The organism is Clostridium sp. C105KSO13, assembly GCF_001517425.1.
GTDB lineage: Bacteria > Bacillota > Clostridia > Lachnospirales > Lachnospiraceae > Muricomes.
The window spans coordinates 103,163-126,000 of sequence record NZ_FBWL01000168.1; the positions used below are offsets into that span (position 1 = coordinate 103,163).

At 43.5% G+C, this 22,838-nt stretch carries 23 protein-coding genes and 1 other annotated feature; of the genes, 19 read left to right on the forward strand and 4 right to left on the reverse strand.

The features are described 5' to 3' along the window. The first annotated feature begins 10 nt into the window (after nt 1-10). The 5 genes from BN3456_RS10860 to BN3456_RS10880 all read left to right on the forward strand — a co-directional run bounded on the left by BN3456_RS10860 (nt 11) and on the right by BN3456_RS10880 (nt 6,403). Nucleotides 11-934, forward strand: coding sequence for an ABC transporter permease (locus BN3456_RS10860; RefSeq protein ID WP_089984157.1), 924 nt, complete (start codon nt 11-13; stop codon nt 932-934). A gap of 13 nt (nt 935-947) precedes the next feature. Next, nucleotides 948-1,979, forward strand: coding sequence for an ABC transporter ATP-binding protein (locus BN3456_RS10865; RefSeq protein WP_089984158.1), 1,032 nt, complete (start codon nt 948-950; stop codon nt 1,977-1,979). Further along, nucleotides 1,969-2,934: an ABC transporter ATP-binding protein gene (locus BN3456_RS10870; protein ID WP_089984159.1), complete on the forward strand. Its 966-nt coding sequence runs from the start codon at nt 1,969-1,971 to the stop codon at nt 2,932-2,934. The genes BN3456_RS10865 and BN3456_RS10870 overlap by 11 nt, the downstream gene beginning before the upstream one ends. Before the next feature lie 164 nt (nt 2,935-3,098). Then, nucleotides 3,099-5,474, forward strand: a complete 2,376-nt coding sequence (locus BN3456_RS10875; RefSeq protein ID WP_089984160.1) for a ribonucleoside triphosphate reductase — start codon at nt 3,099-3,101, stop codon at nt 5,472-5,474. Nucleotides 5,475-5,494: 20 nt separating this feature from the next. Continuing rightward, nucleotides 5,495-6,403: an NAD(P)/FAD-dependent oxidoreductase gene (locus tag BN3456_RS10880; RefSeq protein ID WP_089984161.1), complete on the forward strand. Its 909-nt coding sequence runs from the start codon at nt 5,495-5,497 to the stop codon at nt 6,401-6,403. Between the two features lie 80 nt (nt 6,404-6,483). Here the strand turns inward: BN3456_RS10880 and BN3456_RS10885 are convergent, their stop codons facing one another. From BN3456_RS10885 to ugpC, 3 genes are all read right to left on the reverse strand, one after another. Beyond that, nucleotides 6,484-6,984: a DUF6106 family protein gene (locus BN3456_RS10885; RefSeq protein ID WP_089984162.1), complete on the reverse strand. Its 501-nt coding sequence runs from the start codon at nt 6,982-6,984 to the stop codon at nt 6,484-6,486. Between the two features lies 1 nt (nt 6,985). Then, the gene (locus tag BN3456_RS10890) at nt 6,986-7,894 is read right to left on the reverse strand and encodes a PucR family transcriptional regulator (protein WP_089984163.1); all 909 of its coding nucleotides are present in this window, start codon (nt 7,892-7,894) and stop codon (nt 6,986-6,988) included. An 85-nt stretch (nt 7,895-7,979) separates the two neighbouring features. Continuing rightward, a complete protein-coding gene (gene ugpC, locus BN3456_RS10895) occupies nt 7,980-9,092 on the reverse strand; it encodes an ABC transporter ATP-binding protein (RefSeq protein ID WP_089984164.1) in 1,113 nt (370 codons plus the stop codon). Between the two features lie 213 nt (nt 9,093-9,305). On the opposite strand from ugpC, the gene BN3456_RS10900 reads away from it, so the two are divergent. From BN3456_RS10900 to nagB, 7 genes are all read left to right on the forward strand, one after another. Beyond that, on the forward strand, nt 9,306-9,911 hold the full coding sequence (locus BN3456_RS10900; protein WP_089984165.1) for a hypothetical protein: 606 nt from the start codon (nt 9,306-9,308) through the stop codon (nt 9,909-9,911). Nucleotides 9,912-10,013: 102 nt separating this feature from the next. Continuing rightward, nucleotides 10,014-10,532, forward strand: coding sequence for a peptidylprolyl isomerase (locus BN3456_RS10905; RefSeq protein ID WP_089984166.1), 519 nt, complete (start codon nt 10,014-10,016; stop codon nt 10,530-10,532). A 36-nt stretch (nt 10,533-10,568) separates the two neighbouring features. After that, on the forward strand, nt 10,569-11,429 hold the full coding sequence (locus BN3456_RS10910) for an energy-coupling factor transporter ATPase (RefSeq protein ID WP_089984203.1): 861 nt from the start codon (nt 10,569-10,571) through the stop codon (nt 11,427-11,429). Then, complete coding sequence (locus tag BN3456_RS10915) at nt 11,405-12,253, forward strand: energy-coupling factor transporter ATPase (protein ID WP_089984167.1); 849 nt, start codon at nt 11,405-11,407, stop codon at nt 12,251-12,253. Before BN3456_RS10910 ends, BN3456_RS10915 begins: the two co-directional genes overlap by 25 nt. Beyond that, entirely contained in the window at nt 12,246-13,070 is an 825-nt protein-coding gene (locus BN3456_RS10920) for an energy-coupling factor transporter transmembrane component T family protein (protein ID WP_089984168.1), read from the forward strand. The genes BN3456_RS10915 and BN3456_RS10920 overlap by 8 nt, the downstream gene beginning before the upstream one ends. A 9-nt stretch (nt 13,071-13,079) precedes the next feature. Continuing rightward, nucleotides 13,080-13,814 carry a tRNA pseudouridine(38-40) synthase TruA gene (gene truA, locus BN3456_RS10925; RefSeq protein ID WP_089984169.1) on the forward strand — a complete coding sequence of 245 codons (735 nt, stop codon included), beginning with the start codon at nt 13,080-13,082 and terminating at the stop codon, nt 13,812-13,814. Nucleotides 13,815-13,842: 28 nt separating this feature from the next. After that, the gene (gene nagB / locus BN3456_RS10930; protein ID WP_089984170.1) at nt 13,843-14,580 is read left to right on the forward strand and encodes a glucosamine-6-phosphate deaminase; all 738 of its coding nucleotides are present in this window, start codon (nt 13,843-13,845) and stop codon (nt 14,578-14,580) included. Nucleotides 14,581-14,608: 28 nt separating this feature from the next. Here nagB and BN3456_RS10935 read toward each other — a convergent pair whose 3' ends face one another. After that, nucleotides 14,609-15,034, reverse strand: a complete 426-nt coding sequence (locus BN3456_RS10935) for a winged helix-turn-helix transcriptional regulator (RefSeq protein WP_089984171.1) — start codon at nt 15,032-15,034, stop codon at nt 14,609-14,611. 302 nt (nt 15,035-15,336) lie between these two features. Here BN3456_RS10935 and BN3456_RS10940 point away from each other — a divergent pair, with 302 nt between their 5' ends. From BN3456_RS10940 to BN3456_RS10970, 7 genes are all read left to right on the forward strand, one after another. Continuing rightward, the gene (locus BN3456_RS10940; protein WP_089984172.1) at nt 15,337-17,370 is read left to right on the forward strand and encodes an NAD(P)/FAD-dependent oxidoreductase; all 2,034 of its coding nucleotides are present in this window, start codon (nt 15,337-15,339) and stop codon (nt 17,368-17,370) included. 19 nt (nt 17,371-17,389) lie between these two features. Next, nucleotides 17,390-18,355: a polyprenyl synthetase family protein gene (locus BN3456_RS10945; RefSeq protein WP_089984173.1), complete on the forward strand. Its 966-nt coding sequence runs from the start codon at nt 17,390-17,392 to the stop codon at nt 18,353-18,355. Nucleotides 18,356-18,371: 16 nt separating this feature from the next. Beyond that, entirely contained in the window at nt 18,372-19,283 is a 912-nt protein-coding gene (locus BN3456_RS10950) for a UbiA family prenyltransferase (protein ID WP_089984174.1), read from the forward strand. 76 nt (nt 19,284-19,359) lie between these two features. Then, nucleotides 19,360-20,424 carry a hypothetical protein gene (locus BN3456_RS10955; RefSeq protein WP_089984175.1) on the forward strand — a complete coding sequence of 355 codons (1,065 nt, stop codon included), beginning with the start codon at nt 19,360-19,362 and terminating at the stop codon, nt 20,422-20,424. 89 nt (nt 20,425-20,513) lie between these two features. Beyond that, nucleotides 20,514-21,575: an FAD:protein FMN transferase gene (locus BN3456_RS10960; RefSeq protein WP_089984176.1), complete on the forward strand. Its 1,062-nt coding sequence runs from the start codon at nt 20,514-20,516 to the stop codon at nt 21,573-21,575. Beyond that, nucleotides 21,572-21,940 carry a NusG domain II-containing protein gene (locus BN3456_RS10965; RefSeq protein ID WP_242862862.1) on the forward strand — a complete coding sequence of 123 codons (369 nt, stop codon included), beginning with the start codon at nt 21,572-21,574 and terminating at the stop codon, nt 21,938-21,940. Before BN3456_RS10960 ends, BN3456_RS10965 begins: the two co-directional genes overlap by 4 nt. A 25-nt stretch (nt 21,941-21,965) precedes the next feature. Beyond that, nucleotides 21,966-22,469, forward strand: coding sequence for a Gx transporter family protein (locus BN3456_RS10970; protein ID WP_089984177.1), 504 nt, complete (start codon nt 21,966-21,968; stop codon nt 22,467-22,469). Between the two features lie 38 nt (nt 22,470-22,507). Continuing rightward, nucleotides 22,508-22,816 (forward strand) — a binding site (T-box leader). Nucleotides 22,817-22,838 lie beyond the last annotated feature (22 nt).

Here is a 22,838-nt window from a genome sequence, read left to right on the forward strand (position 1 = left end):
TGGAGATAAAATGGAGACAATTTCAAAAGACAAATTCAAGGTAATAGGAAAGAACACTGAGCGCATGGAATCCATATCGAGGCCGAATCTGTCCTACTGGCAGGATGCGTGGAGAAGAATCCGCCAAAATAAAGTGGCTTTTATCTCGCTAATGCTAGTTGCAATTTATGTGATTCTGGCCATTTTTGCTCCTATTTTGAGCAGCCATAATATGGCCGCCCAGGATGCGGATGCCATGAACCAGTTTATCACAAAAGATCACTGGTTTGGAACAGACGGTCTGGGCAGAGATCTTTGGGTCCGTGTCTGGATGGGAGCTAGGGTTTCTCTTTCCATCGGTTTTATTGCAACAATAATTAATACAGTAATCGGTGCATTGATCGGCGGTCTTGCAGGCTATTACGGCGGCAGAGTTGACATGATTATTATGAGAATCGTCGATGTCATCTATGGAATTCCCAGTTTGATTGTAACTATCCTTGTGATGGTAGTCTTAGGGGCCGGAATTCAGAGCCTGATCATAGCCATGATTATTGTGGGATGGATCGGAACCTGCCGTGTTGTCCGAGGAGAAGTTCTAAAACAAAAGGAACAGGATTTTGTGGCAGCGGCGAAAGTTCTGGGAGTTTCAAATCTTACAATCATTGTGAGACATATTTTGCCCAATATTATGGGGATTCTGATTACAAATCTGACCCTTGCAATTCCAAACGCAATATTCCAGGAAGCGTTTTTAAGTTACATCGGAATTGGCATTACTCCTCCTGACAGCAGCTGGGGAATTTTGGCCCGTGAAGGTACAAAGATGCTCAGAGTGGCGCCTCATGAGCTGTTTATTCCGGCATTCTTTATCTGTACTACAATGCTGGCGTTAAACCTTCTTGGTGACGGACTTAGAGATGCATTTGACCCGAGACTTCGGGGATCGGAATAGGAGGAACGAATAGATGAGCAAATTATTAGAACTGAACAATGTAACGTTCTCCTTTAGGACATATGGCGGCGTTGTACAGTCTGTGAGAGATGTAAGTTTTGATATCAATCAGGGAGAGATTGTAGGAGTGGTAGGAGAATCCGGCTGCGGAAAAAGTGTTACCTGCCAGTGTATCCTGCGTCTGAATCCGGAACCGCCCGGCTTTTTCAGTAAAGATTCTTCCATTAAATATAAGGGAGAAGAGCTGCTGATAAAGAGTGATAAGGCAATGAGAAAAATCCGGGGAAAAGAAATTAGCTTTATTTTTCAGGATCCCATGACTTCCCTGAACCCCACAATGAAAATCGGGAAGCAGATAGAGGAAATCTTTGCCTACGATAAAAGCCTAAGCAAAGAGGAGAAAAAACAGAAGGCACTGGACATTTTGTCTACAGTCGGGATTTCAGATGCCCGGCGCAGATACGGCCAGTATCCCCATGAACTGAGCGGCGGTATGAAACAGCGTGTCATGATTGCCATGGCGCTGGTTGGGAATCCCAGTGTTGTAATAGCGGACGAGCCTACCACTTCGCTGGATGTGACTATCGAAGCGCAGATACTTGACCTTTTAAAAGAAATGAAAGAGAAATTCAACGTATCTATTATCCTGATTACCCATGATTTGGGAGTTATTGCAAAACTATGTGACCGTGTTATGGTCATGTACGGCGGCAAGATCGTGGAGCGGGGTACAGTTGAAGATATTTTTTATCGCACAAAGCATCCGTATACGACAGGGCTGTTAAAATCTATTGCAAGGCTGGATATGAAAAAGGGAGAAAAGCTGACCCCTATAGAAGGAACTCCGCCGGATTTGTTTAATCCTCCTGCCGGCTGTCCCTTTGCTGCCCGGTGTGATTACTGTATGGAAATCTGTAATGAGACATTTCCGGAGGAGTATAAGATTACACAGGGGCATCACTCCTGCTGCTGGCTTCAGCATGAAGACGCACCGGAAGTGGAACTTGTATCCGGTGAGATAAAGGAGGAAGGAAATGGAGAATAACAGAGAACCGCTGGTACGTGTGGACCGGCTGAGTAAAGATTTTAAAATATCAATGAATGAAACCCTCAAAGCGGTGGCAGATGTTTCTTTCGATATATATAAAGGAGAGACAGTTGGCCTTGTAGGAGAATCCGGCTGCGGAAAGTCTACCACAGGCAGATGTCTGGTTAAGCTGTATGAACCTACAGCAGGCCATGTGTACTATGAAGGTAAGGATATTATGCAGTACACAAAGGAAGAACATAAGGATTTCTGCAAAAATGTTCAGATGATTTTTCAGAACCCATATTCCTCCTTGAATCCGAGAATGACGGTAAAGGATATTGTGGGAGAAGGAATCCATCTGCATACGAAACTGAGAAACAAAGATGTGGATGCAAAGGTACAGGAACTGCTGGAAAAAGTAGGCTTAGGAAGAGAGCATATGTCCAGGTTTTCCCACGAATTCAGCGGCGGTCAGAGACAGCGCATCGGAATTGCAAGGGCGTTGGCAGTGGACCCCCAGTTTCTTGTGTGTGACGAGCCAATTTCTGCTTTGGACGTGTCTATTCAGGCTCAGGTAATCAATATGCTGAAAAACCTGCAGGAGGATATGGGACTGACCTATCTGTTTATCGCCCACGATTTGAGTGTTGTGAAATATATTTCGGACAAGGTGGTTGTTATGTACCTGGGGACGATTGTGGAATCTGCCGATTCAGATACATTATATAAAAATCCGCAGCACCCTTATACGAAAGCACTGCTTTCAGCTATACCGGTAGCAGATCCTGCAAAGGCAAAGGAAAGTCAGAGAATTGCCATAACCGGTGAGATACCCAGTCCCATTAATCCAAAAGACTGCTGCAGATTTGCAGGTCGTTGTCCTTATGCGATGGACAAGTGCAGGGAACATATGCCGGAGCTTAAAGAGATAGAACCGGGACATAAAACAGCATGCTTTTTATGTGAATAAAGCAGCCAGTGTATTTCTGAATGGCTACAAAATAACAAAGGACAACAATATGTAGGATGTGAATGAAAAAAACAAACTATATATTGTTGTCCTTTGTTGACAAGCCCAAAGTATGATGATAAAATATCTGTAAAATATTAGTAAAGGAAGGGGCAATTTATCATATGTATCAGGTGACGAAAAGAGATGGGAAAATAGCAGATTTCAATCTTTCCAAGATCAGCGAAGCAATCAGAAAGGCTTTTGAGGCACAGGAGAAGCAGTATAATCAGGATATTATTGATTTGCTTTCATTGAAGGTCACAGCAGACTTTGAACCTAAGATAAAAGAGAATCTTGTTTTTGTAGAGGATATACAGGACAGTGTAGAAGCAGTACTAATTAAAGCCGGATATGCAGATATTGCAAAGAGCTATATTTTGTACAGAAAGCAGAGAGAGAAGGTTCGTAATCTAAATTCCACCCTTCTGGATTATAAAGAAATCGTGGACAGTTATGTGAAGGTTACAGACTGGAGAGTAAAAGAGAACTCTACAGTTACCTATTCCGTAGGAGGGCTGATATTAAGCAACTCAGGTGCCATTACGGCAAATTACTGGCTTTCTGAGATTTATGATGAGGAGATTGGAAATGCCCACAAGAACGCGGACATTCATATTCATGATCTTTCTATGCTTACAGGATACTGTGCGGGTTGGTCTCTAAAACAGTTGATTGAGGAAGGCCTGGGCGGAATTCCGGGAAGAATTACATCTGCACCGGCAAAGCATTTAAGCGTTCTCTGCAATCAGATGGTTAACTTTCTTGGAATTATGCAGAATGAATGGGCTGGCGCACAGGCTTTTTCCTCTTTTGACACATACCTTGCTCCTTTCGTTAAGACAGACAACCTGACCTATCCTGAAGTAAAAAAAAGTATTGAATCTTTCATATACGGGGTGAATATTCCTTCGCGCTGGGGAACTCAATCACCGTTTTCTAACATTACCCTGGACTGGACGGTTCCCAATGATCTGGCACATCTTCCGGCAATTGTAGGGGGAAAAGAGCAGAACTTCACATACGGAGACTGCAAGACGGAGATGGACATGATCAATAGGGCTTTTATTGAGACAATGATAGAAGGGGATGCACAGGGCAGAGGCTTCCAGTATCCAATACCGACCTACTCCATTACCAGTGACTTTGACTGGGGAGATACAGAGAACAACCGTCTGTTGTTTGAAATGACCGCCAAGTATGGCACGCCTTATTTCTCAAATTATATCAATAGTGATATGGAGCCTAGCGATGTCAGAAGTATGTGCTGCCGCCTGCGCCTGGATTTAAGAGAGCTTCGAAAGAAGTCCGGTGGTTTCTTCGGAAGCGGCGAGAGTACAGGCTCCGTAGGTGTTGTCACCATTAATATGCCTAGGATTGCCTATCTGGCATCTGACGAGGCAGGTTTTTATAAACGCCTTGATAAGATGATGGATATTGCAGCCAGATCTCTTCACACAAAGAGGACAGTTATCACAAAGCTTCTGAACGAAGGACTGTATCCATATACAAAAAGATACCTTGGTTCCTTCGAGAACCATTTCTCTACAATCGGTCTGATTGGTATGAATGAGGCTGGATTGAATGCAAAATGGATTGGAAAGGACATGACAGACGAAGCAACACAGCAATTTACAAAAGAAGTGCTGAATCACATGCGGGAACGTTTATCTGATTATCAGGAAATGTACGGTGACCTGTATAATCTGGAAGCTACTCCTGCAGAGTCTACAACCTACCGTCTTGCAAAGCATGATGTTGCACAGTTTTCTGACATCATTACTGCAGCAGAGGGCGACGGGACACCCTATTACACGAACAGCTCCCATTTACCAGTGAGCTACACAGAGGATGTATTTGAGGCCCTTGATATTCAGGATGATCTCCAGACACTTTACACCTCCGGAACTGTATTCCACACATTTTTGGGAGAAAAGCTTCCAGACTGGAAAGCTGCGGCATCACTGGTAAGGAAGATTGCAGAAAATTATAAATTACCTTACTATACAATATCCCCTACTTATTCTATCTGCAAGAGCCACGGATATATTTCAGGGGAGCACTTTAAGTGTCCGCACTGTGGCGGGGAAACAGAGGTTTACAGCCGTATTACAGGCTATTATCGGCCGGTGAAGAACTGGAATGACGGAAAGGTTCAGGAATTCAAAGACCGCAAGGTGTATGATATGTCCCACTCGCATCTTCAGAGGATAAACCCTGGGACACAGAATTCTGCCGGGCAGGATGCAGAACCACGGCTGTCAGGGGACGAATCCAAGTTCTATTTGTTTACAACAAAAACCTGTCCTAACTGCAAGATGGCGGTAAGCACCCTGGAAAAGGCAAATATAGAATATGAAATCATAGATGCGGAGGATAATGCAGAACTTGTAAAACAGTATGGTGTGATGCAGGCCCCGACGCTGATAATCGTTGACGGAGATAAAGTACAGAAACTGGCAAATGCGTCGAATATTAAAGCTTATGCAGAGGAACAATAGGATTAAAGGGAGGAATGATTATGTATGATATAGGAATCATTGGAGGTGGTACGGCCGGATTGACGGCCGCCATCTATGGTCAGAGGGCTGGAAAAACTACGCTGGTTTTTGAGAGCGGCAGTTTTGGCGGCCAGATTGTCTCCACTTACAGGATTGAGAACTACCCTGGTATAGCAAATGTAAGTGGAAGTGACTTCTCCGGGAATCTTTTAGAACAGGCTCAGAATCTGGGGGCGGAAACTGTTACAGAACAGGTTACAGGAATCCGGGACAAAGATGGAGTTAAGATTATAGTAACTACAGGAAAAGAGTATCCGTGTAAAGCAGTAATTATTGCATCTGGGGTAACTCAGCGACATATGGGACTGGAAAAAGAGTTGAAACTCACCGGCTCAGGTGTTTCTTACTGTGCGACCTGCGACGGAGCATTTTTCCGTGGTCGGGATGTGGCAGTAATCGGAGGCGGCAACACCGCATTGGAAGATGCAGAGTTCCTCACTAATTATTGCAGCAAAGTCTACGTGGTACACAGACGGGACGAATTCCGTGGGGATAGTACCGCAGTGGATATATTGAAAAAAAGAGATAATGTGGAATTTGTGCTCAGCGCTACAGTAAAGGACATTGTCGGGGAGACGATGGTGGAAGGCCTTATATTAAGCAACAAGAAAACCGGGCAGGATTTTCAGATAAATGTATCAGGGGTCTTTGTGGCAATCGGACAGATTCCGCAAAATCAGATATTCAGTGAATATGTGAAGCTGGACGGAGCCGGGTTTATTCTTGCGGCAGAAGACTGCGTCACCTCACATCCGGGAGTATTTGCTGCGGGAGACTGCAGGACAAAAGAAGTGCGCCAGCTGACAACAGCCTCAGCCGACGGAGCGGTAGCTGCCCTGGCGGCCTGCAAATATCTCAGCAGAGAATAGAAGATTACATTGTTGGAAAAAAGGGCGGGAGATTAATTCTCCCACCCTAAAGCTTTTCCTTTTCATTTTTTTACGCCGGTTCAATCCATCCAAAGCTTCATTCCCATCCAGGATTTCATATGCTTCAGCATTGTTTCATCGGGTTCTATGATGATACAGGTACTCTTCTGATCTATAAAAGTTATCATAGAGAAAGGCTTTGCCGAACTATCTCCTGACGAGAAGTCCATGGTTTTGTCAGGATGGTAGGAGTTCATGCGGGATGAGCCTTTGGGTGCAATAATTTCGGCCTGCTGAATGTCCAATGTAAGCAGTTTTTTCCTTTTGGCCTTACTGTAGATGGCGTCGACTTCCAGGTCATGATTGAGCAGTGTATATTCATACTCCACATTGAGCTTTTGAAAAAGAAAGTAGTAAGCCAGCACGGCAAGGACTATTGTAATTACTATACTCAAAAAACCAAGCAGAGGCAGTGTAAGAAGTAAGAACAGAGTGATGACTACAGTGACCACAATTCGAATGAGGTTCTCTTTCAGGCCGGATTTATGTGTTACAAGTTGTTCATAAAAACTATCGTTCATGTTAAGAGTTCCTTTCTGTCTGTAAATAATTTATGACCATTATGGCAATTTTGAGGGTCATAGCATCCTCAAATTTTCGTATATCCAATCCGGTCTTTTTCTCTATCTGTTCCAGGCGGTAGATCAGAGTATTTCTGTGCATATGCAGCTGGCGGGAGGTTTCTGCAATATTCAGATTATTCTGGAAGAACTTATTGATGGCGGCAGTGGTCTCCCCATCGAAGGGCTCCGGGGTGCCGCTGCCGAATATTTCTTTCAGGAAATTCTCACAGATGCCGGAGGGGAGCCGGTAAATCAATCTTCCGACACCCAGCCGGTTGTAGGGGAAAACAGTCTGTCCGGAATAAAAAAGCTTTCCCACCTGAAGAGCCAGACTGGTCTCTCGAAATGCGCCGGGAAGTTCCGACAAAGTGCTTATGTTTCCACTGTATGCAACTTTAACATGAGCCAGTGCTTCCATATTCAGCGTATCTACAATTGTGTGAGACAGGTGGTCCATATGCTCATCTGTCTCAGACACCTTTAAAGGCCTAAGAATGGCAATACTCTTTTCACTCATGGATACCAAGTAAGTCTTGGACTGGGACGGAAAAAGGTTTTTCAAAACCTGCAATACCGTGTCATCCAACAGCTTTATGGTTTCTGCCAGAAATAATACTCTGGGGATTTCAGGGTCAATGTGCAGGTTGGAGGCGCGTTTTAAAATGTCATAGGACGGAATGCCCTCTGTCATCAGGCTCTGTAGAAAGTGGTTTTTGCTGTACTTTTCTTTATAGGCCAGAGAGAGACTATGAATCTGCGTAAGCGCAAACTCCTGCTCTTGGGGGGAATCAGTATGAACATCCAGGCTGATTCCTGTAACTTTCTTCAGTTCTGATAATGCTTTGTTCAACTCCGGCGTATGTTCCATCAAAATCCCCCGTACATATAGAATCAAAGAGGCTGCACTTTTATAGCACAGCCCCTCTTTTAGTTTATATCATTATTCTAAAACATTAGTTAACAATCGTCAACTCTGTTTCTTTGTCAAACAGATGAATTTTTTCCATATCCAGAGCAAAAATGGCGTCGTCACCGGTTCTCAGTGTTGTTCGCGGATTGACACGGGCTGTCATCTGAGTGCCTTCTACATCAAAATACAGGAACACTTCAGCTCCGAGAAGCTCATATACTTTGATTTTAGAATTAATCACACTGTCAGGTGAACTATTGATAAAAGATTCCGAGTCGTGTACGTCTTCCGGACGGATACCAAGAACAACTGTCTTGCCATCATATTTACCGTCGAGCAGGGCTTTTTTCTTAGAAGCGGGTACTTTCAGAACATGCTCTCCTACAGTAAGAGTTACATCTTTGCCGTTTACTTTGACCGTTGCATCCGTGAAGTTCATCTGAGGAGAGCCAATAAACCCGGCAACAAACAGATTGCAGGGGGTATTATATAAGTTCTGTGGTGTGTCTACCTGCTGTACAACACCATCTTTCATAACGACAATTCTTGTACCCAGTGTCATAGCTTCTGTCTGGTCATGGGTTACATAGATGATGGTTGCGCCAAGATTCTCATGAAGTTTGGAAATTTCGATACGCATCTGTACTCTAAGCTTTGCATCCAGGTTGGAAAGGGGCTCATCCATCAGGAAAACCTTCGGATGACGCACAATGGCACGACCCATGGCAACACGCTGTCTTTGTCCGCCGGACAGAGCTTTTGGCTTGCGGTCGAGAAGCTTTTCCAGGTCCAGGATTCTTGCAGCTTCACGTACTTTCTTATCGATTTCATTTTTTGGTACCTTGCGAAGTTTCAGGCCGAATGCCATATTGTCATACACTGTCATATGAGGATACAGCGCATAGTTCTGGAATACCATTGCGATATCACGGTCTTTTGGTTCCACGTCATTCATAACCTTACCGTCAATCTCCAGTGTTCCGCCTGTAATGTCTTCCAAGCCTGCAATCATACGGAGTGTGGTGGATTTTCCACAGCCGGATGGTCCTACAAAAATGATAAACTCTTTGTCTTCAATATCCAGATCAAAGTCTTTTACTGCCTGAAATCCATTAGGATATACTTTTTGAATTCCCTTTAATGATAAACTTGCCATTTAAACAGCCTCCTTGAAAATAGGGTTTCTTTGTTTGCTAAGACAAGTATAATAAATATATAAAGGAGTGACAATAGCACTGGTAACCAAAAAAAAGAGCAGATTGTGTAAGCTTCAACCATATAAATATGCTATACTAAATCATGTTTCCTAAAAGACGAAGTCTAAAAAGCAGCCTTTCAGCGAGCATGCAAGAATGAAACGGAGGTTTGTATGGAGAAAATATTGGATTACTTTACTATAGAAGGAGCTCTGGGCGGAAGCCAGGACTGGTTTACAAATGTGGTGATGAATATCGGTGGCTGTGCTGCTGCAACCGCCTGCGATTCCTGTATCTATTTCGCACTGAATCAGGGGCAGAAGCATCTTTATCCCTATGATGTAGAACATCTGACAAAGAAAGAGTATGTACAGTTTGCAATGGAAATGAAACCCTATATAAAGCCAAGAATAGGGGGCGTAAAGAAACTGTCCATGTTTATAGACGGCTTTTCAAAATACCTCAGAGACGTGGGAGATACAAGGCTTGACATGCGTGGATTTAGCGGTACTCATACAGCTGATGAGGCAAAGGCTCTGATAAAAAAACAGATTGATGCAAGCTTCCCCGTTCCTTACCTTATGTTGAAGCATAGAAATCCTAAATTTGAAGACTTTCTGTGGCATTGGTTTTTATGTTTTGGATATGAGGAAAAAGACGAAGACTTCCATATAAAAGTAGCTACTTACGGGGCAGCATCTTCTTTTGTACTGGAGGACTTTTGGAACACGGGGTATGAGGAGAAAGGCGGGTTGATTCAATATACGACTGTGCAGTAAAGAATTTTTGCTGTAGTTTAATTGACGAACAGTTTATAATCCGCTACAATGAGGTGTATTGAGTAGTTACTTGAATTTTTACAGAAAAGAGGAGTTAAGATTATGGCAAATCCAATCGTTACTTTTGAAATGGAAAACGGAGATATTATGAAGGCAGAATTATATCCCAAAGTGGCACCGAACACAGTAAAGAATTTTATCTCTCTTGTGAACAAGAAGTTTTATGACGGCCTTACTTTCCACCGTGTAATCAACGGCTTTATGATTCAGGGAGGGTGTCCCGACGGAACAGGTATGGGAGGACCAGGATATACAATTAAAGGCGAGTTTTCTCAGAATGGTGTTGCCAATGACCTGGCACACGATGAAGGTGTTCTTTCTATGGCAAGGGCAATGCACCCTGACTCAGCCGGCTCACAGTTTTTTATTATGCACAAAAAATCTCCCCATCTGGACGGAGCATATGCAGCCTTCGGAAAGATTACAGAAGGTATGGACATTGTAAACAGGATTGCGGACACAGCTACAGATCACAATGATAAACCATTGGAAGCTCAGGTAATGAAGCACGTAACAGTGGATACCTGTGGAGAAGAATACAAAGAGCCGGAGAGAGCATAGAACATGAAAACCCGGAGTATTGGGGGGAAGACCAAGATGGATATGGTTCAGTCCGAAAAATTGGTTTATGAATATGAAAAGCGGGACGAAGAAGGAAATGTAATTGGTTTGAACCGGGCAGTTGACGGCGTAGATATCGATATTCCCGAAGGCAGCTTTGTTGCCATATTGGGGCATAACGGTTCTGGAAAATCCACTCTTGCCAAGCACATGAATGCAATTCTGGTTCCCACCGGTGGGACCATGTGGGTGGATGGCAGGGACACAAAAGATCCCATGGAACTCTGGAATGTCCGTCAGTTTGCCGGGATGGTTTTCCAGAATCCGGACAATCAGATTATAGGAACTGTGGTGGAAGAGGATGTGGGTTTTGGGCCGGAGAATTTAGGGGTTCCCACCCATGAGATATGGAAACGAGTGGAGGAAAGCCTTAAGGCTGTCGGTATGCTGGCGTACCGTTCCAATTCACCAAATAAGCTTTCGGGGGGACAAAAGCAGCGGGTTGCCATAGCTGGTGTCATCGCTATGGAGCCGAAATGCATTGTATTGGATGAGCCTACGGCTATGCTGGACCCGAACGGAAGGAAAGAAGTAATCCGAACTGTGCAGGAACTGCGTAGACGCAAGAAGGTTACTGTAATCTTGATTACCCATTATATGGAAGAGGTGATCGATGCAGATCAGGTATACGTGATGGACAGCGGTCATATTGTGATGCACGGAAGTCCAAGAGAAATATTCAGCCGTGTGGATGAGCTGAAAACTTACAGAATGGATGTCCCCCAGGTGACAATGCTGGCAGAAGAACTCAAGAAAAGGGGACTTCAGCTCCCTGCCGGGATTTTAAGAACGGAGGAACTGGTGGAGGCGCTATGTCAATTAAACTCGAACACTTAAATTATATATACAGCCCCGGAACAGCCTATGAAAAGAAGGCGTTAAAAGACATCAATCTGGAGATACCCCAGGGAGAATTTGTAGGAATTATCGGACACACTGGTTCTGGAAAGTCTACCTTGATACAGCATTTCAACGGACTGTTAAAGGCATCCGGGGGTGCACTGTATTATAATGGAGAAAATATTTACCAGGAAGGATATAATATGAAGCAGCTGCGCAGCCAGGTAGGACTGGTGTTCCAGTATCCGGAGCACCAGCTTTTTGAGGTGGATGTGTTAAGCGATGTTCGTTTTGGACCGAAGAATCAGGGATTGCCCCAGGATGAATGTGAAAAGCGGGCAAGAGAAGCACTGGAACTGGTCGGCTTTCCCGAAAAGTATTACCGGCAGTCTCCCTTTGAACTGTCAGGGGGACAGAAGCGTCGTGCTGCCATCGCCGGTGTACTGGCTATGAGGCCCAATGTTCTCGTGCTGGATGAACCTACGGCGGGGCTGGATCCAAAAGGACGGGATGATATTTTAAGTCAAGTGGAGCATCTCCACAAAAATACAAATATGACGGTAATTCTGGTGTCCCACAGTATGGAGGATATTGCCCGGTATGTGGACCGTATTATTGTGATGAACCAGGGAGAAAAGATGTTTGACGGAAAGCCAAAAGAAGTGTTTTCTCACTACAGAGAATTGGAAAAAGTGGGTCTGGCAGCACCACGGGTGACCTATATCATGCATGCTTTAAAGGCACGGGGCATGGACGTACGTACAGATGCGACAACAGTGGAAGAGGCTGCTAAAGAGATTATAAGGAGTTTCCATGATTAGAGATATTACCATCGGACAGTACTATCCGGCAAAAAGTGCGATTCACAGACTGGATCCAAGAGTAAAAATTATTTGTACTCTTTTATTTTTAGTGTCCCTGTTTATCCAGAGAAGTATACTGGGATATGTAATTGCAACTTTGTTTCTGGGGATGGTAGTATATACAAGCAAGGTGCCGCTGAAATTTATCCTGAAAGGGCTGAAACCTATCATTATGCTCCTCCTTATTACGGTCCTTTTTACACTTTTTTTGACAAGAGAAGGGGAAGAACTGTTTCATTTCTGGATTTTTCATATTACAGACAAAGGTTTGAGTACCACTGTCTATACGGCAATACGACTGATATATTTGATTATGGGCTCTTCTATTATGACCTTTACAACGACACCAAATGCACTGACGGATGGCATAGAGAGTGTTCTGCATCCACTGAATAAATTGAAAGTGCCGGTCCATGAGGTAGCAATGATGATGTCTATTGCATTGCGGTTCATTCCGATCCTGCTGGAGGAGACAGATAAGATCATGAAGGCTCAGATAGCAAGAGGGGCAGATTTGGAGAGTGGAAATATGATACAGAGGGTGAAAGCAATGATACCTGTTCTGGTACCTCTGTTTGTGTCGGCTTTTCGCAGAGCAAATGATCTTGCCCTGGCAATGGAAGCACGGTGTTATCGGGGCGGGGAAGGCAGAACGAAGATGAAACCGCTGGTATACCAGACAAAAGATTATCTGGCATATACGGCAACTATGCTGTATATGGTGTTGATATTTTTTGTCGGGCGGTTTGTGCCTTTCCATGTTTGGATATTTTAGAGAGGGATTATGAAGCGTTTTAAACTTACAGTAGCCTATGATGGGTCAAATTACTGCGGATGGCAGATTCAGCCCAACGGCATTACAATAGAAGAAGTTTTGAATAAGAAATTATCTGGGCTGCTGGAAGCAGATATACACGTCATAGGGGCCAGCCGCACTGATTCCGGTGTGCATGCTCTGGGCAATGTGGCTGTTTTTGACTCAGATACCACAATCCCGCCTGAACGTTTGGCCTATGCATTAAACCGGCGTCTTCCGGAGGATATTGTTGTTATAAAATCAGAAGAAGTAGCCATGGACTGGCATCCCCGCCACTGCAGCTCAGTAAAGACTTATGAATACCATATTTTAAACAGCAAAATTCCGGACCCCACAAGGAGACTGACCCGCTACTTTGTTTCATATATGTTGGATTTGGAGAAAATGAAAGAGGCTGCCGCTTACCTGGTCGGAGAACATGACTTTGCCAGTTTCTGTAATGTGAGGACAAATGTGGAGGATACCGTGCGAACAATTTACAGGCTGGATATAGAACAAAGCGGAGATGAAATTACAATACGGGTCATCGGAAACGGTTTTCTTTATAATATGGTGCGGATTATTGTAGGTACTCTGTTAAGAGTGGGCAGAGGTTTTTATACGCCGGACAGGGTAAAGGATATTCTGGTAGCCAGAGACAGGCAGGCGGCCGGAGTGACAGCACCGCCTCATGGCCTGGTGCTGATCGGAATTGACTATTAAAAGAAATATTGTCAGGGAGGAAGAAAATATGAGAATTATAGAAGCGAAAGATTATAAAGACATGAGCAAAAAAGCAGCAGATGTTATCGGAGCTCAGATTATTTTAAAGCCCAACTGTGTTCTGGGGCTGGCAACTGGATCCACACCTATAGGTGCTTATGACTGCCTGGCTGAAAGATGTAAAAATGGGGAACTGGACTTTTCGGGAATATCTACCGTAAACTTAGATGAATACAAAGGTCTGGACAAGAAGAACAATCAGAGTTATTACTATTTTATGCATAAGCATTTGTTTGATCGTGTGAACATAGATGAGACACGCACACACCTGCCCAACGGCATGGAACCGGATTCTGCCAAAGAATGCAGAAGGTATGAGGATTTAATTGCATCTACGGGTGGAATAGATCTGCAGATCCTTGGTCTTGGTCACAATGGTCATATCGGTTTCAATGAGCCGGCCCAGGCTTTCTGCAAAGAAACCCAATGTGTGGACTTGACAGAGAGTACCATTGAAGCTAATAAACGTTTCTTCGCTTCTGCAGATGAGGTGCCCAGACAGGCGTATACTATGGGGATTAAGACAATCATGCAGGCAAGAAGGATTCTGCTGGTCGTGAGTGGAGAAGACAAGGCTGACATTGTTGCGAAAACATTGTCAGGTGATGTGACACCGGGAGTTCCCGCGTCCATTCTACAGATGCATCCAAATGTAATCGTGGTGGCAGATAAAGCCGCCTTGTCTAAAATAGCTGCCGCAATATAAAGTTTAGAAAAATTAAGGGAGCTGATTTTCAGCTCCCAAGACTGCAGATTTCAAGTTTCTCTTCCGCTTCTTTACGTTCTTTTACTTCATCTCTAAAAAGATTAATGTAAGAAGCTCCAAATTCGTGCATCATTTCCATAATCGGCACAAGCTGTTTCCCCATTTCCGTAATTTCATATTCTACTTTCGGAGGGACTAAAGGATATGCATGGCGGGTAATTAAATGATCTTCTTCTAAGCTGCGCAGCTGCTTGGTAAGCATTTTCCGCGTGACACCAGGCATACGCCTTAAAAGTTCATTATAACGCAGGGTTTTATTGCTTAATAACCATAAAATCAGTATCTTCCATTTGCCCGAGAGCAGCTTTTGTACCAGAACCATTGGACATAAATCTTCCTTCAGACAGGTTTCTCTCATAAGGCAACCGTCATGTTTATCTGTATTTGCATCCATAAATGTATCAACACCTTTCTGGATGAATATCTGTTGGCGTAGTGTATATAATAAGGTATCCTAAAGGATACTTAGGTACTATAAAGTGCCTGCTTGTAAATAATTGGTTTATACTTTAATATTAGATAAAAATGTAGTTTTTATAAGACTTGCTTATTATACAGGAAACAGGGCAGATTTGCAACTTTTCATTGTTAAGGAATTAACGCCTATTCCTGCTGCAAGCTATCTATTTTACTAATGTTTCATGTAGATAAAAAAGAATCTTGTTATCCGTTTACTTATGAACCAAGGAGAGAAAAATGAAGAGATTAGTAATCATTGGGGCGGGCTATGCCGGTATTCTTACAGCGAAAAAGCTTGCTAAAAAAATTAAAAAGCAGAAAAAACAAGGGGATGTGGAGATCACTATCATCGATAGAAATCCCTTCCACACTATGCTCACAGAATTGCACGAGGTTGCAGCGGGCAGAGTAGATGAGGACAGTATTAAAATCAGCTTAAGCAAAGTGTTCGCAGGCAGAAAAGTAAATGTTGTGCTGGATACTGTGGCGGATGTGGACTTTGAGGCCAAAGTTGTAAAAGGAGAAGATGCTTCGTACGAGTACGACTATCTGGTAATGGCAGCAGGTTCCCAGCCAACTACCTATGGGGTTCCAGGTGTAGACGAATATACCTTTAAGCTCTGGTCTTATGAAGACGCCGTTTTGCTCAAGGATCATATCTTAAATACGTTCCGTAGGGCGGCTGCTGAAAGAAATGAGAAAGAACGCAGAAGGATGCTTACATTTTACGTGGTAGGCGCAGGCTTTACCGGAGTAGAAATGGTGGGCGAGCTGGCAGAATATGTACCGATTCTCTGTGACAAATTTGAAATTGACAGAAAAGAAGTTACTATGGTCAATGTGGATGGTCTGAGCAGGCCGGTTCCTAATATGCCTGAGAAGCAATCTGCGAAAATTGCAAGAAGGCTGAATAAGATGGGCGTTGAGCTCTGTATGAATTCTTTTGTAACCCGGATTACCGAAGGTTCTATTGTATATAAGCACAATGATAAGGAAGAAGAAAGAAGTGTGGGCACAGTCATCTGGGTGGCGGGAATTCAGAGCTGCACTATAGCAGAAACAGCAGCAGATGCTTTGGAAAAACAAAGAGGCGGACGCATTCCGGTGGACAAGTATCTCCGCTCTACGAAAGACGAATCTGTTTACGTTGTCGGTGATAACATGTATTATGTTCCCGAGGGGGATACAGTATCTGTTCCCCAGATGGTGGAAAATGGTGAGCAGAGTGCCGATACGGCGGCCCACAATCTTACTGCCGCCGTGACCGGACAAGGTGAGATGGAAGAGTATAAGCCATCTTTCCACGGAGTAATGGTATGTGTCGGAGGGCGCTACGGAACAGCACATGTGGGGTTTGGAAAGCATTTCTTTGGACTGCCGTCCTGGCTGGCTATGTTTGCCAAACATTTTATCAATATCATTTACTTTATTCAGGTGCTGGGATGGAATAAAGTATTTAGTTATATGAAGCATGAGTTCTTCACTGTGCGCAACTGCAGAAGCTTTGTAGGCGGACATTTTTCCAACAGAACTCCAAGCTTCCTTCTTGCACCACTAAGATTCTGGCTTGGTGCCGTGTGGCTGTTTGAAGGAATCATGAAGGTGGTAGAAGGCTGGTTTAGTAAACCAATGCTTAACGGGTTTTTTGGCGGTGCAAATTCCTGGTATGACAGTATACTAAGTACCGTCAGCAATACTGCCGCTGCGGCAGCAGATGCAGTAAGCTCTGCAACTGCGGCAGCATCAAATGTAACTGCAGCAGCAGATGCAGTAAGTTCGGCAACAGGCGCGGCAGGTGCAGCAGATGCAGCCGCTTCTGTGGGACATGTGATTTTCAACTGGAACATTTTAGGACTATTCAAGATGATATTTGTCAGCGGAGCGGATCTTGCATCCTCAACTTTGAGTGACCTTGCCTTTAAACTGGATGTTCCGGTTATGAACTGGTTTGTGAATAAATGTATTCTGCCAAATGACGGAGTACAAATGGCAATGCAAATCTTTATTGTAGTAATGGAAATTTTGATTGGACTTGCACTGATGGGCGGACTTCTCACATCTCCGGCAGCAGCCATGTCCCTGGTTTTACAGTTTATGTTTGTATGTACAACAGGCTTGTATCTGAACACTTTCTGGATGATTTTCGCGGGAATTGCAGTATTGATCGGAGCGGGAAGAACATTTGGACTGGATTATTATGCCATGCCGGCGCTGAAGAAGTGGTGGAGAAAACTGCCCCTGATTCGAAAGTCATATCTGTACCACGATTAGAAAAGCTGTAGGTGAAAAAATGGAGAAATTAACATATGAGGAGTCCTATGAGCTTGTAAAAGAAGAGATTCAAAAGGCTCTTACCAAATCTCCCCGCATAATCAATAATTACCTGACGCATCTATCGGCCTCTCAGGGGAAGATGATTCGTGCAGTTTCAGTGCTGCTTTGTGCAGAGGATGAGGAAGGAAAGATTCATCCCGGCGCAGTCCACGCTGCGGCTGCAATTGAAATCATCCATCTGGCGTCCCTTGTCCATGATGATGTTATTGACGATGCGGATTTGAGAAGAGGGAAGGAAACACTTCAGAAAAAATACGGAAAACGTACCGCGGTTATTTGTGGTGATTACTTGTTGAGTCTTGCACTGAAAATGATTGCGGCAATTCCAAACCGAAAGGACTATGAAGATTATGCTGATATGAATCTGCCGGATTATATCAGCAGATTGTGTACAGGAGAGCTGCTGCAGCATATAAACAACAATAACCTGAACCTAACAGTCTTTGACTATATTAAAATTATATCGGGGAAGACAGCTGCACTTTTTGAGGCATCTTTTCTGGCAGGAGCCATTTTTGGCGGGTATTCAGCCGAGGAGATTAAAAAATACCGTAAGATTGGAAATTATGCCGGCTTAGTTTTCCAGATGCAGGATGACTGCCTGGACTTTGATGAGACGATTGAACAGGCGAAAAAACCGGTACAGTCGGATTACGAGCAGGGTGTTATTACTCTTCCGTTGATACACGCATTAGGCCAGCTGCCTGATTTTAAAAGAAAAGCAGCCCAGGGGACTGTCTCCAGAGAGGACATTGATCGGGCAGTGGAGGAGTCCGGTGGTTTAGGTTTTACAAAGCATTTGATCGGACGATATTACAAAAAAGCTGAGCGCTGCATCGGCAGGCTGGATGCAACAGAAGAAAAACGTGCGAGACTTACTGCGATTTTGAACAAAGCTACCGGAATGAAAATGGAACTATAGAGGGAGAATATGAGAGATGCTTGCAAGGTTTTTTGACTATATAGAGATTAAGACAAAGATTACAAGTACGTTTACTTTTCTCCTGACCATAGGCTTCCTTTTGTATCAAAGGCAGGAAATACAGTGGGGAAAGACACTTATATTTTTTGCAGGGATGTTTCTTTTTGACCTGACGACTACTGCAATAAATAATTATATTGATACGAAAGATAATGAGCAGGTTCTTGCATTTGACAGAAGACAGGCACTTCTGATCATTTATGCCCTGTTCGGGATCAGCACTGCACTGGGCCTTTATCTTGCTTACCTTACAGATTTGGTTGTTTTGGCTGCCGGTGGTTTATGTTTTCTTTTTGGGGTTTTTTATACCTATGGGCCGCTGCCGATTTCCAGAATGCCGTTGGGAGAAGTGATGTCCGGTTTCTTTTATGGGATGATGATTCCGTTTATATTAATGTATATCAATACACCAGAAGGAACTTTTCTGACCTACAAACTGAGCTGGGAAACAATCTATCTGTCGGTGCAGGTTGTTCCGATTCTCACATTATTTCTTTTTGCAGTGATACCGTTTTCTGTAACGGCAAATATTATGCTGGCAAATAACATCTGTGATGTGGAAAAAGATGTTGCGGTGAGACGACATACGCTGCCTTATTATATAGGGAAAAAAGCGCTGCCTTTGTTTGCGGGACTTTACTATATAACCTATATTTCCACGATTCTGCTGGTAATATTTAAAATTTTGTCTCCGGTAACGCTGCTCGCAGTTTTAACGATTATTCCGGTACAGAGAAATATCCGCATCTTCTGGAAAAAACAGGAGAAAAGCACAACGTTTAATATTAGTATTATTAATTTTATTTTAATTATGGGCGGGAACGCCCTGGCAATATTTTTATCTGTGATTCTGGACAGATTTTTGTAACATTGTTTTCATCCGGGTAACCGGATTGAAATAGAAAAGAAACGGCCGCAGTGACGGCGTAAAATGGAGGTACAATATGAAAAAAGCAGCAGCATTATTACTCTGTACGACCCTTGCCGCAGGAGCACTTACTGCTTGTGGAGGGAATAAGACAGAGACCACAAAGACAGAGGACAAAAAGACAGAAAGCACGAAGGAAGAAACCACGGATGCAGGAGAGGCAAAGACCGGGCTTGCAGTGATTACATCACTTGCTTCCTCAACATCTGCAGGCGAAGAAGATGGACTGGCACAGACAGATTCTACAGTAGTAGCTGTACTTGTCGATGCCGAAGGTAAAATTCTGGATTGTAAAATTGATTCAGCCCAGACAAAAATCAACTTTACTAAAGAGGGCAAGCTTGCAACTGACACAGCAGCTGAGCTTAAGTCTAAACAGGAACTGGGGGCTGACTATGGTCTGGGAAAAGCATCTTCCATTAAAAAGGAATGGAATGAACAGGCTGATGCATTTGCCGAATATGCAGTAGGAAAAACAGTAGACGAAATAAAAGGTGTTGCAGTGAATGAAGAAGGAGTGCCTGCAGATGAGGATTTGAAATCTTCTGTAACAATTCATGTAGGAGATTTTGTTGGCGGTATTGAGAAAGCAGCAGCAAATGCAAAAGCCTTAGGAGCAGGCAGCGCCGACAAACTTGGTCTGGGCGTTACGACTGAAATAGCAAACTCCACAGATGCAGCAGCTGATGAGGAAGGACTTGCAGAAGCCTATTCCATGTATTCTGCTGTTACAACTGATGCAGACGGCAAAATCACAAGCTGCTATGTGGATGCAACACAGGGTGATGTGAACTTTGATACAAAGGGTGTTATTACTTCCGATTTGAAGAAAGAGGTTAAAACAAAACAGGAGCTGGGGGATGGCTACGGCATGAAGAAAGCGTCTTCCATCGGCAAAGAGTGGTTTGAACAGGCAGATGCGTTTGCTGAGTATGCAAAAGGAAAGACAGCATCAGATGTCAGCAAAATCGCAGTCAGTGAGGAAGGCCTTGCTTCAGATGAAGACCTGATTTCTTCTGTAACGGTACACGTATCGCCATTTATAACTGTAGTTGAAAAAGCAGCAGAGAATGCAAAATAATAGTAAGAAACAGTGATATCCGTGGGATGCATTATTCATGCATCCCATTTCGTTTAATACGGTTTTAAGCTGATTTTAGGGGAAGGCACATGAAGATAAGAAAACGAATAGCAGCATTTATAGTTGGTATTTTGACAGTATCGCTGCTGTCAGCTTGCAAAGCATCCGGCGAAAAAAGGTATGAGGCCAGTTTCCTGGAGCTTTTTGACACGGCCAGTGTAGTGGTCGGATATGCAAAAAATGAAGATGACTTTACAAAATATAGTCAGAAGGTTTATGATGAATTGAAAGAGTACAATGAGCTTTTTGATATTTATAATGATTATGACGGCATTAATAATATTAAAACAATCAACGATAATGCCGGAATAAGGCCTGTGAAGGTCGATAAGAAAATTACAGATCTTCTTTCTTTTTCGAGAGAAATGTTTGAGAAGACAGATGGAAAAGTAAATGTTGCTTTTGGAGCAGTACTTTCCCTGTGGCATAATCACCGGGAGGCAGGCTTAAATAACCCGGAAAGGGCAGCTCTGCCGGATTATGAAGAACTAAAAAGGCGAAATGAGCATACTGACATTAAGGATATGATTATTGATGAAAATGCTTCTACTGTTTACTTACAAGATCCTAACATGAGTTTGGATGTGGGGGCGATAGCCAAAGGCTATGCTGTGGAAAAGGTTTCACAATTTATACAAAAAGAGGGGCTCAAAGACGGAATGATATCCGTGGGCGGCAATGTAAGGACTTTCGGAGAGAAGTACGATGAAAGGGGAAAGCAGGTTCCCTGGACTGTTGGAATTCAAAATCCGGATACATCCAGTGATAAGAAGTCGCTTTATGATTTGAGATTGTCAGGTTATTCCCTTGTAACCAGCGGCGTTTACGAGCGGTATTATATTGTGGACGGAAAACGGTATCATCATATCATTGATCCGCAAACATTAATGCCTGCCGCATATTTCACATCGGTCTCTATCGTGTGCAAAAACTCAGGCATGGCAGATGCTCTTTCTACCGCAGTGTTTAATACATCATACAAAGAAGGAAGCAAGATGATAGAAGGAATGAAGGATGTGGAAGCACTGTGGGTGTTTCCGGATGGCACAATGAAATACAGCGGTGGTTTCGAAAAGTGGTGTGATTTATGATAAAGAAGAATGATTTGATACTGGCAGCAACTGTTCTTGTTATTGCCCTTGCGGCAATTCTGTTTATAACTTTAACCCGAAAAGATGGCGCAGAGGTCGTGGTGACTGTGAATGGAGAAGTGTATACGATCATGTCTCTCGATGAGGATACGACCCTGACGATCGGCGAAGAGCCGGACGATTATAACGTGGTGGAGATTAAAAATGGAAAAGTAAGAATGTCAGAGGCAAACTGCCGGGATCAAATCTGTGTGAATCATAAGCCCATCCATTTCAATAATGAATCTATTGTGTGCCTGCCTCATAAAGTGACAGTGGAGATTCACGGCGGCGAAGAAAGCGATATTGATATAATGGCAAATTAGATGGTGCACTAAACAAGGAGAATCCATGAAAACCAGAAATGTGGCAATGTACGGAATGCTGATTGCACTGGCATTCATTTTAAGTTATATAGAAAGTATTATACCGATTCCTGTGCCTATTCCGGGAATTAAGATTGGGCTTGCAAATCTGGTTGTAGTCACTGCACTATTTTTGATGGGGCCCAGGCAGGCCTTTGTAATGTCCATGATTAGGATCTTTTTGGTGGGTTTCACATTCGGAAACCTGTCTACTATGATATTCAGCTTCGGGGGCGGCCTGCTCAGCTGGCTGGTTATGACAATCGCAAAGAAATGGAATAAGTTCTCTGTGACAGGAGTAAGCATCCTGGGCGGTATCAGCCACAATGCAGGACAGATTCTGGTCGCTATGTGGGTAGTAAACAGTGGTGTCCTCATATACTATCTTCCATTCTTAGTCATTTCAGGGGTGGTTACAGGCGCGGTAATTGGAATTGCAGGAGGACTGATTATAAACAGTCTCAAGAAAATGGAGCTTTTTAAGCCTTGACAAATATCTTAAGATAGGATAAGATTGCAACAGATACGAAACAAGCAATGAAGAGAACAAGTAGTAACTAAATTGGAGAAAACAGAAAGTTGCCGGTGGATGAGAGGCGCATGATACAATCGGTTATGAATACATCTCAGAGCTTCGCACCCAACACAGTTTCATTTTGATATGCAGATGAATTGCAAGTAGGCTGTGACGGATTGGTACACGTTATTGTACTGAGTGATTAAGCGGGAAAAGCTGCAGCTGCAGTTTGAAAGTCAGATACACTCATTGAGACAGATGATGCGAGTTATCTGTGAATAAAGGTGGTACCACGAGTTCTATGAGCCCTCGTCCTTTTGGATGAAGGGCTCATTTTGTATC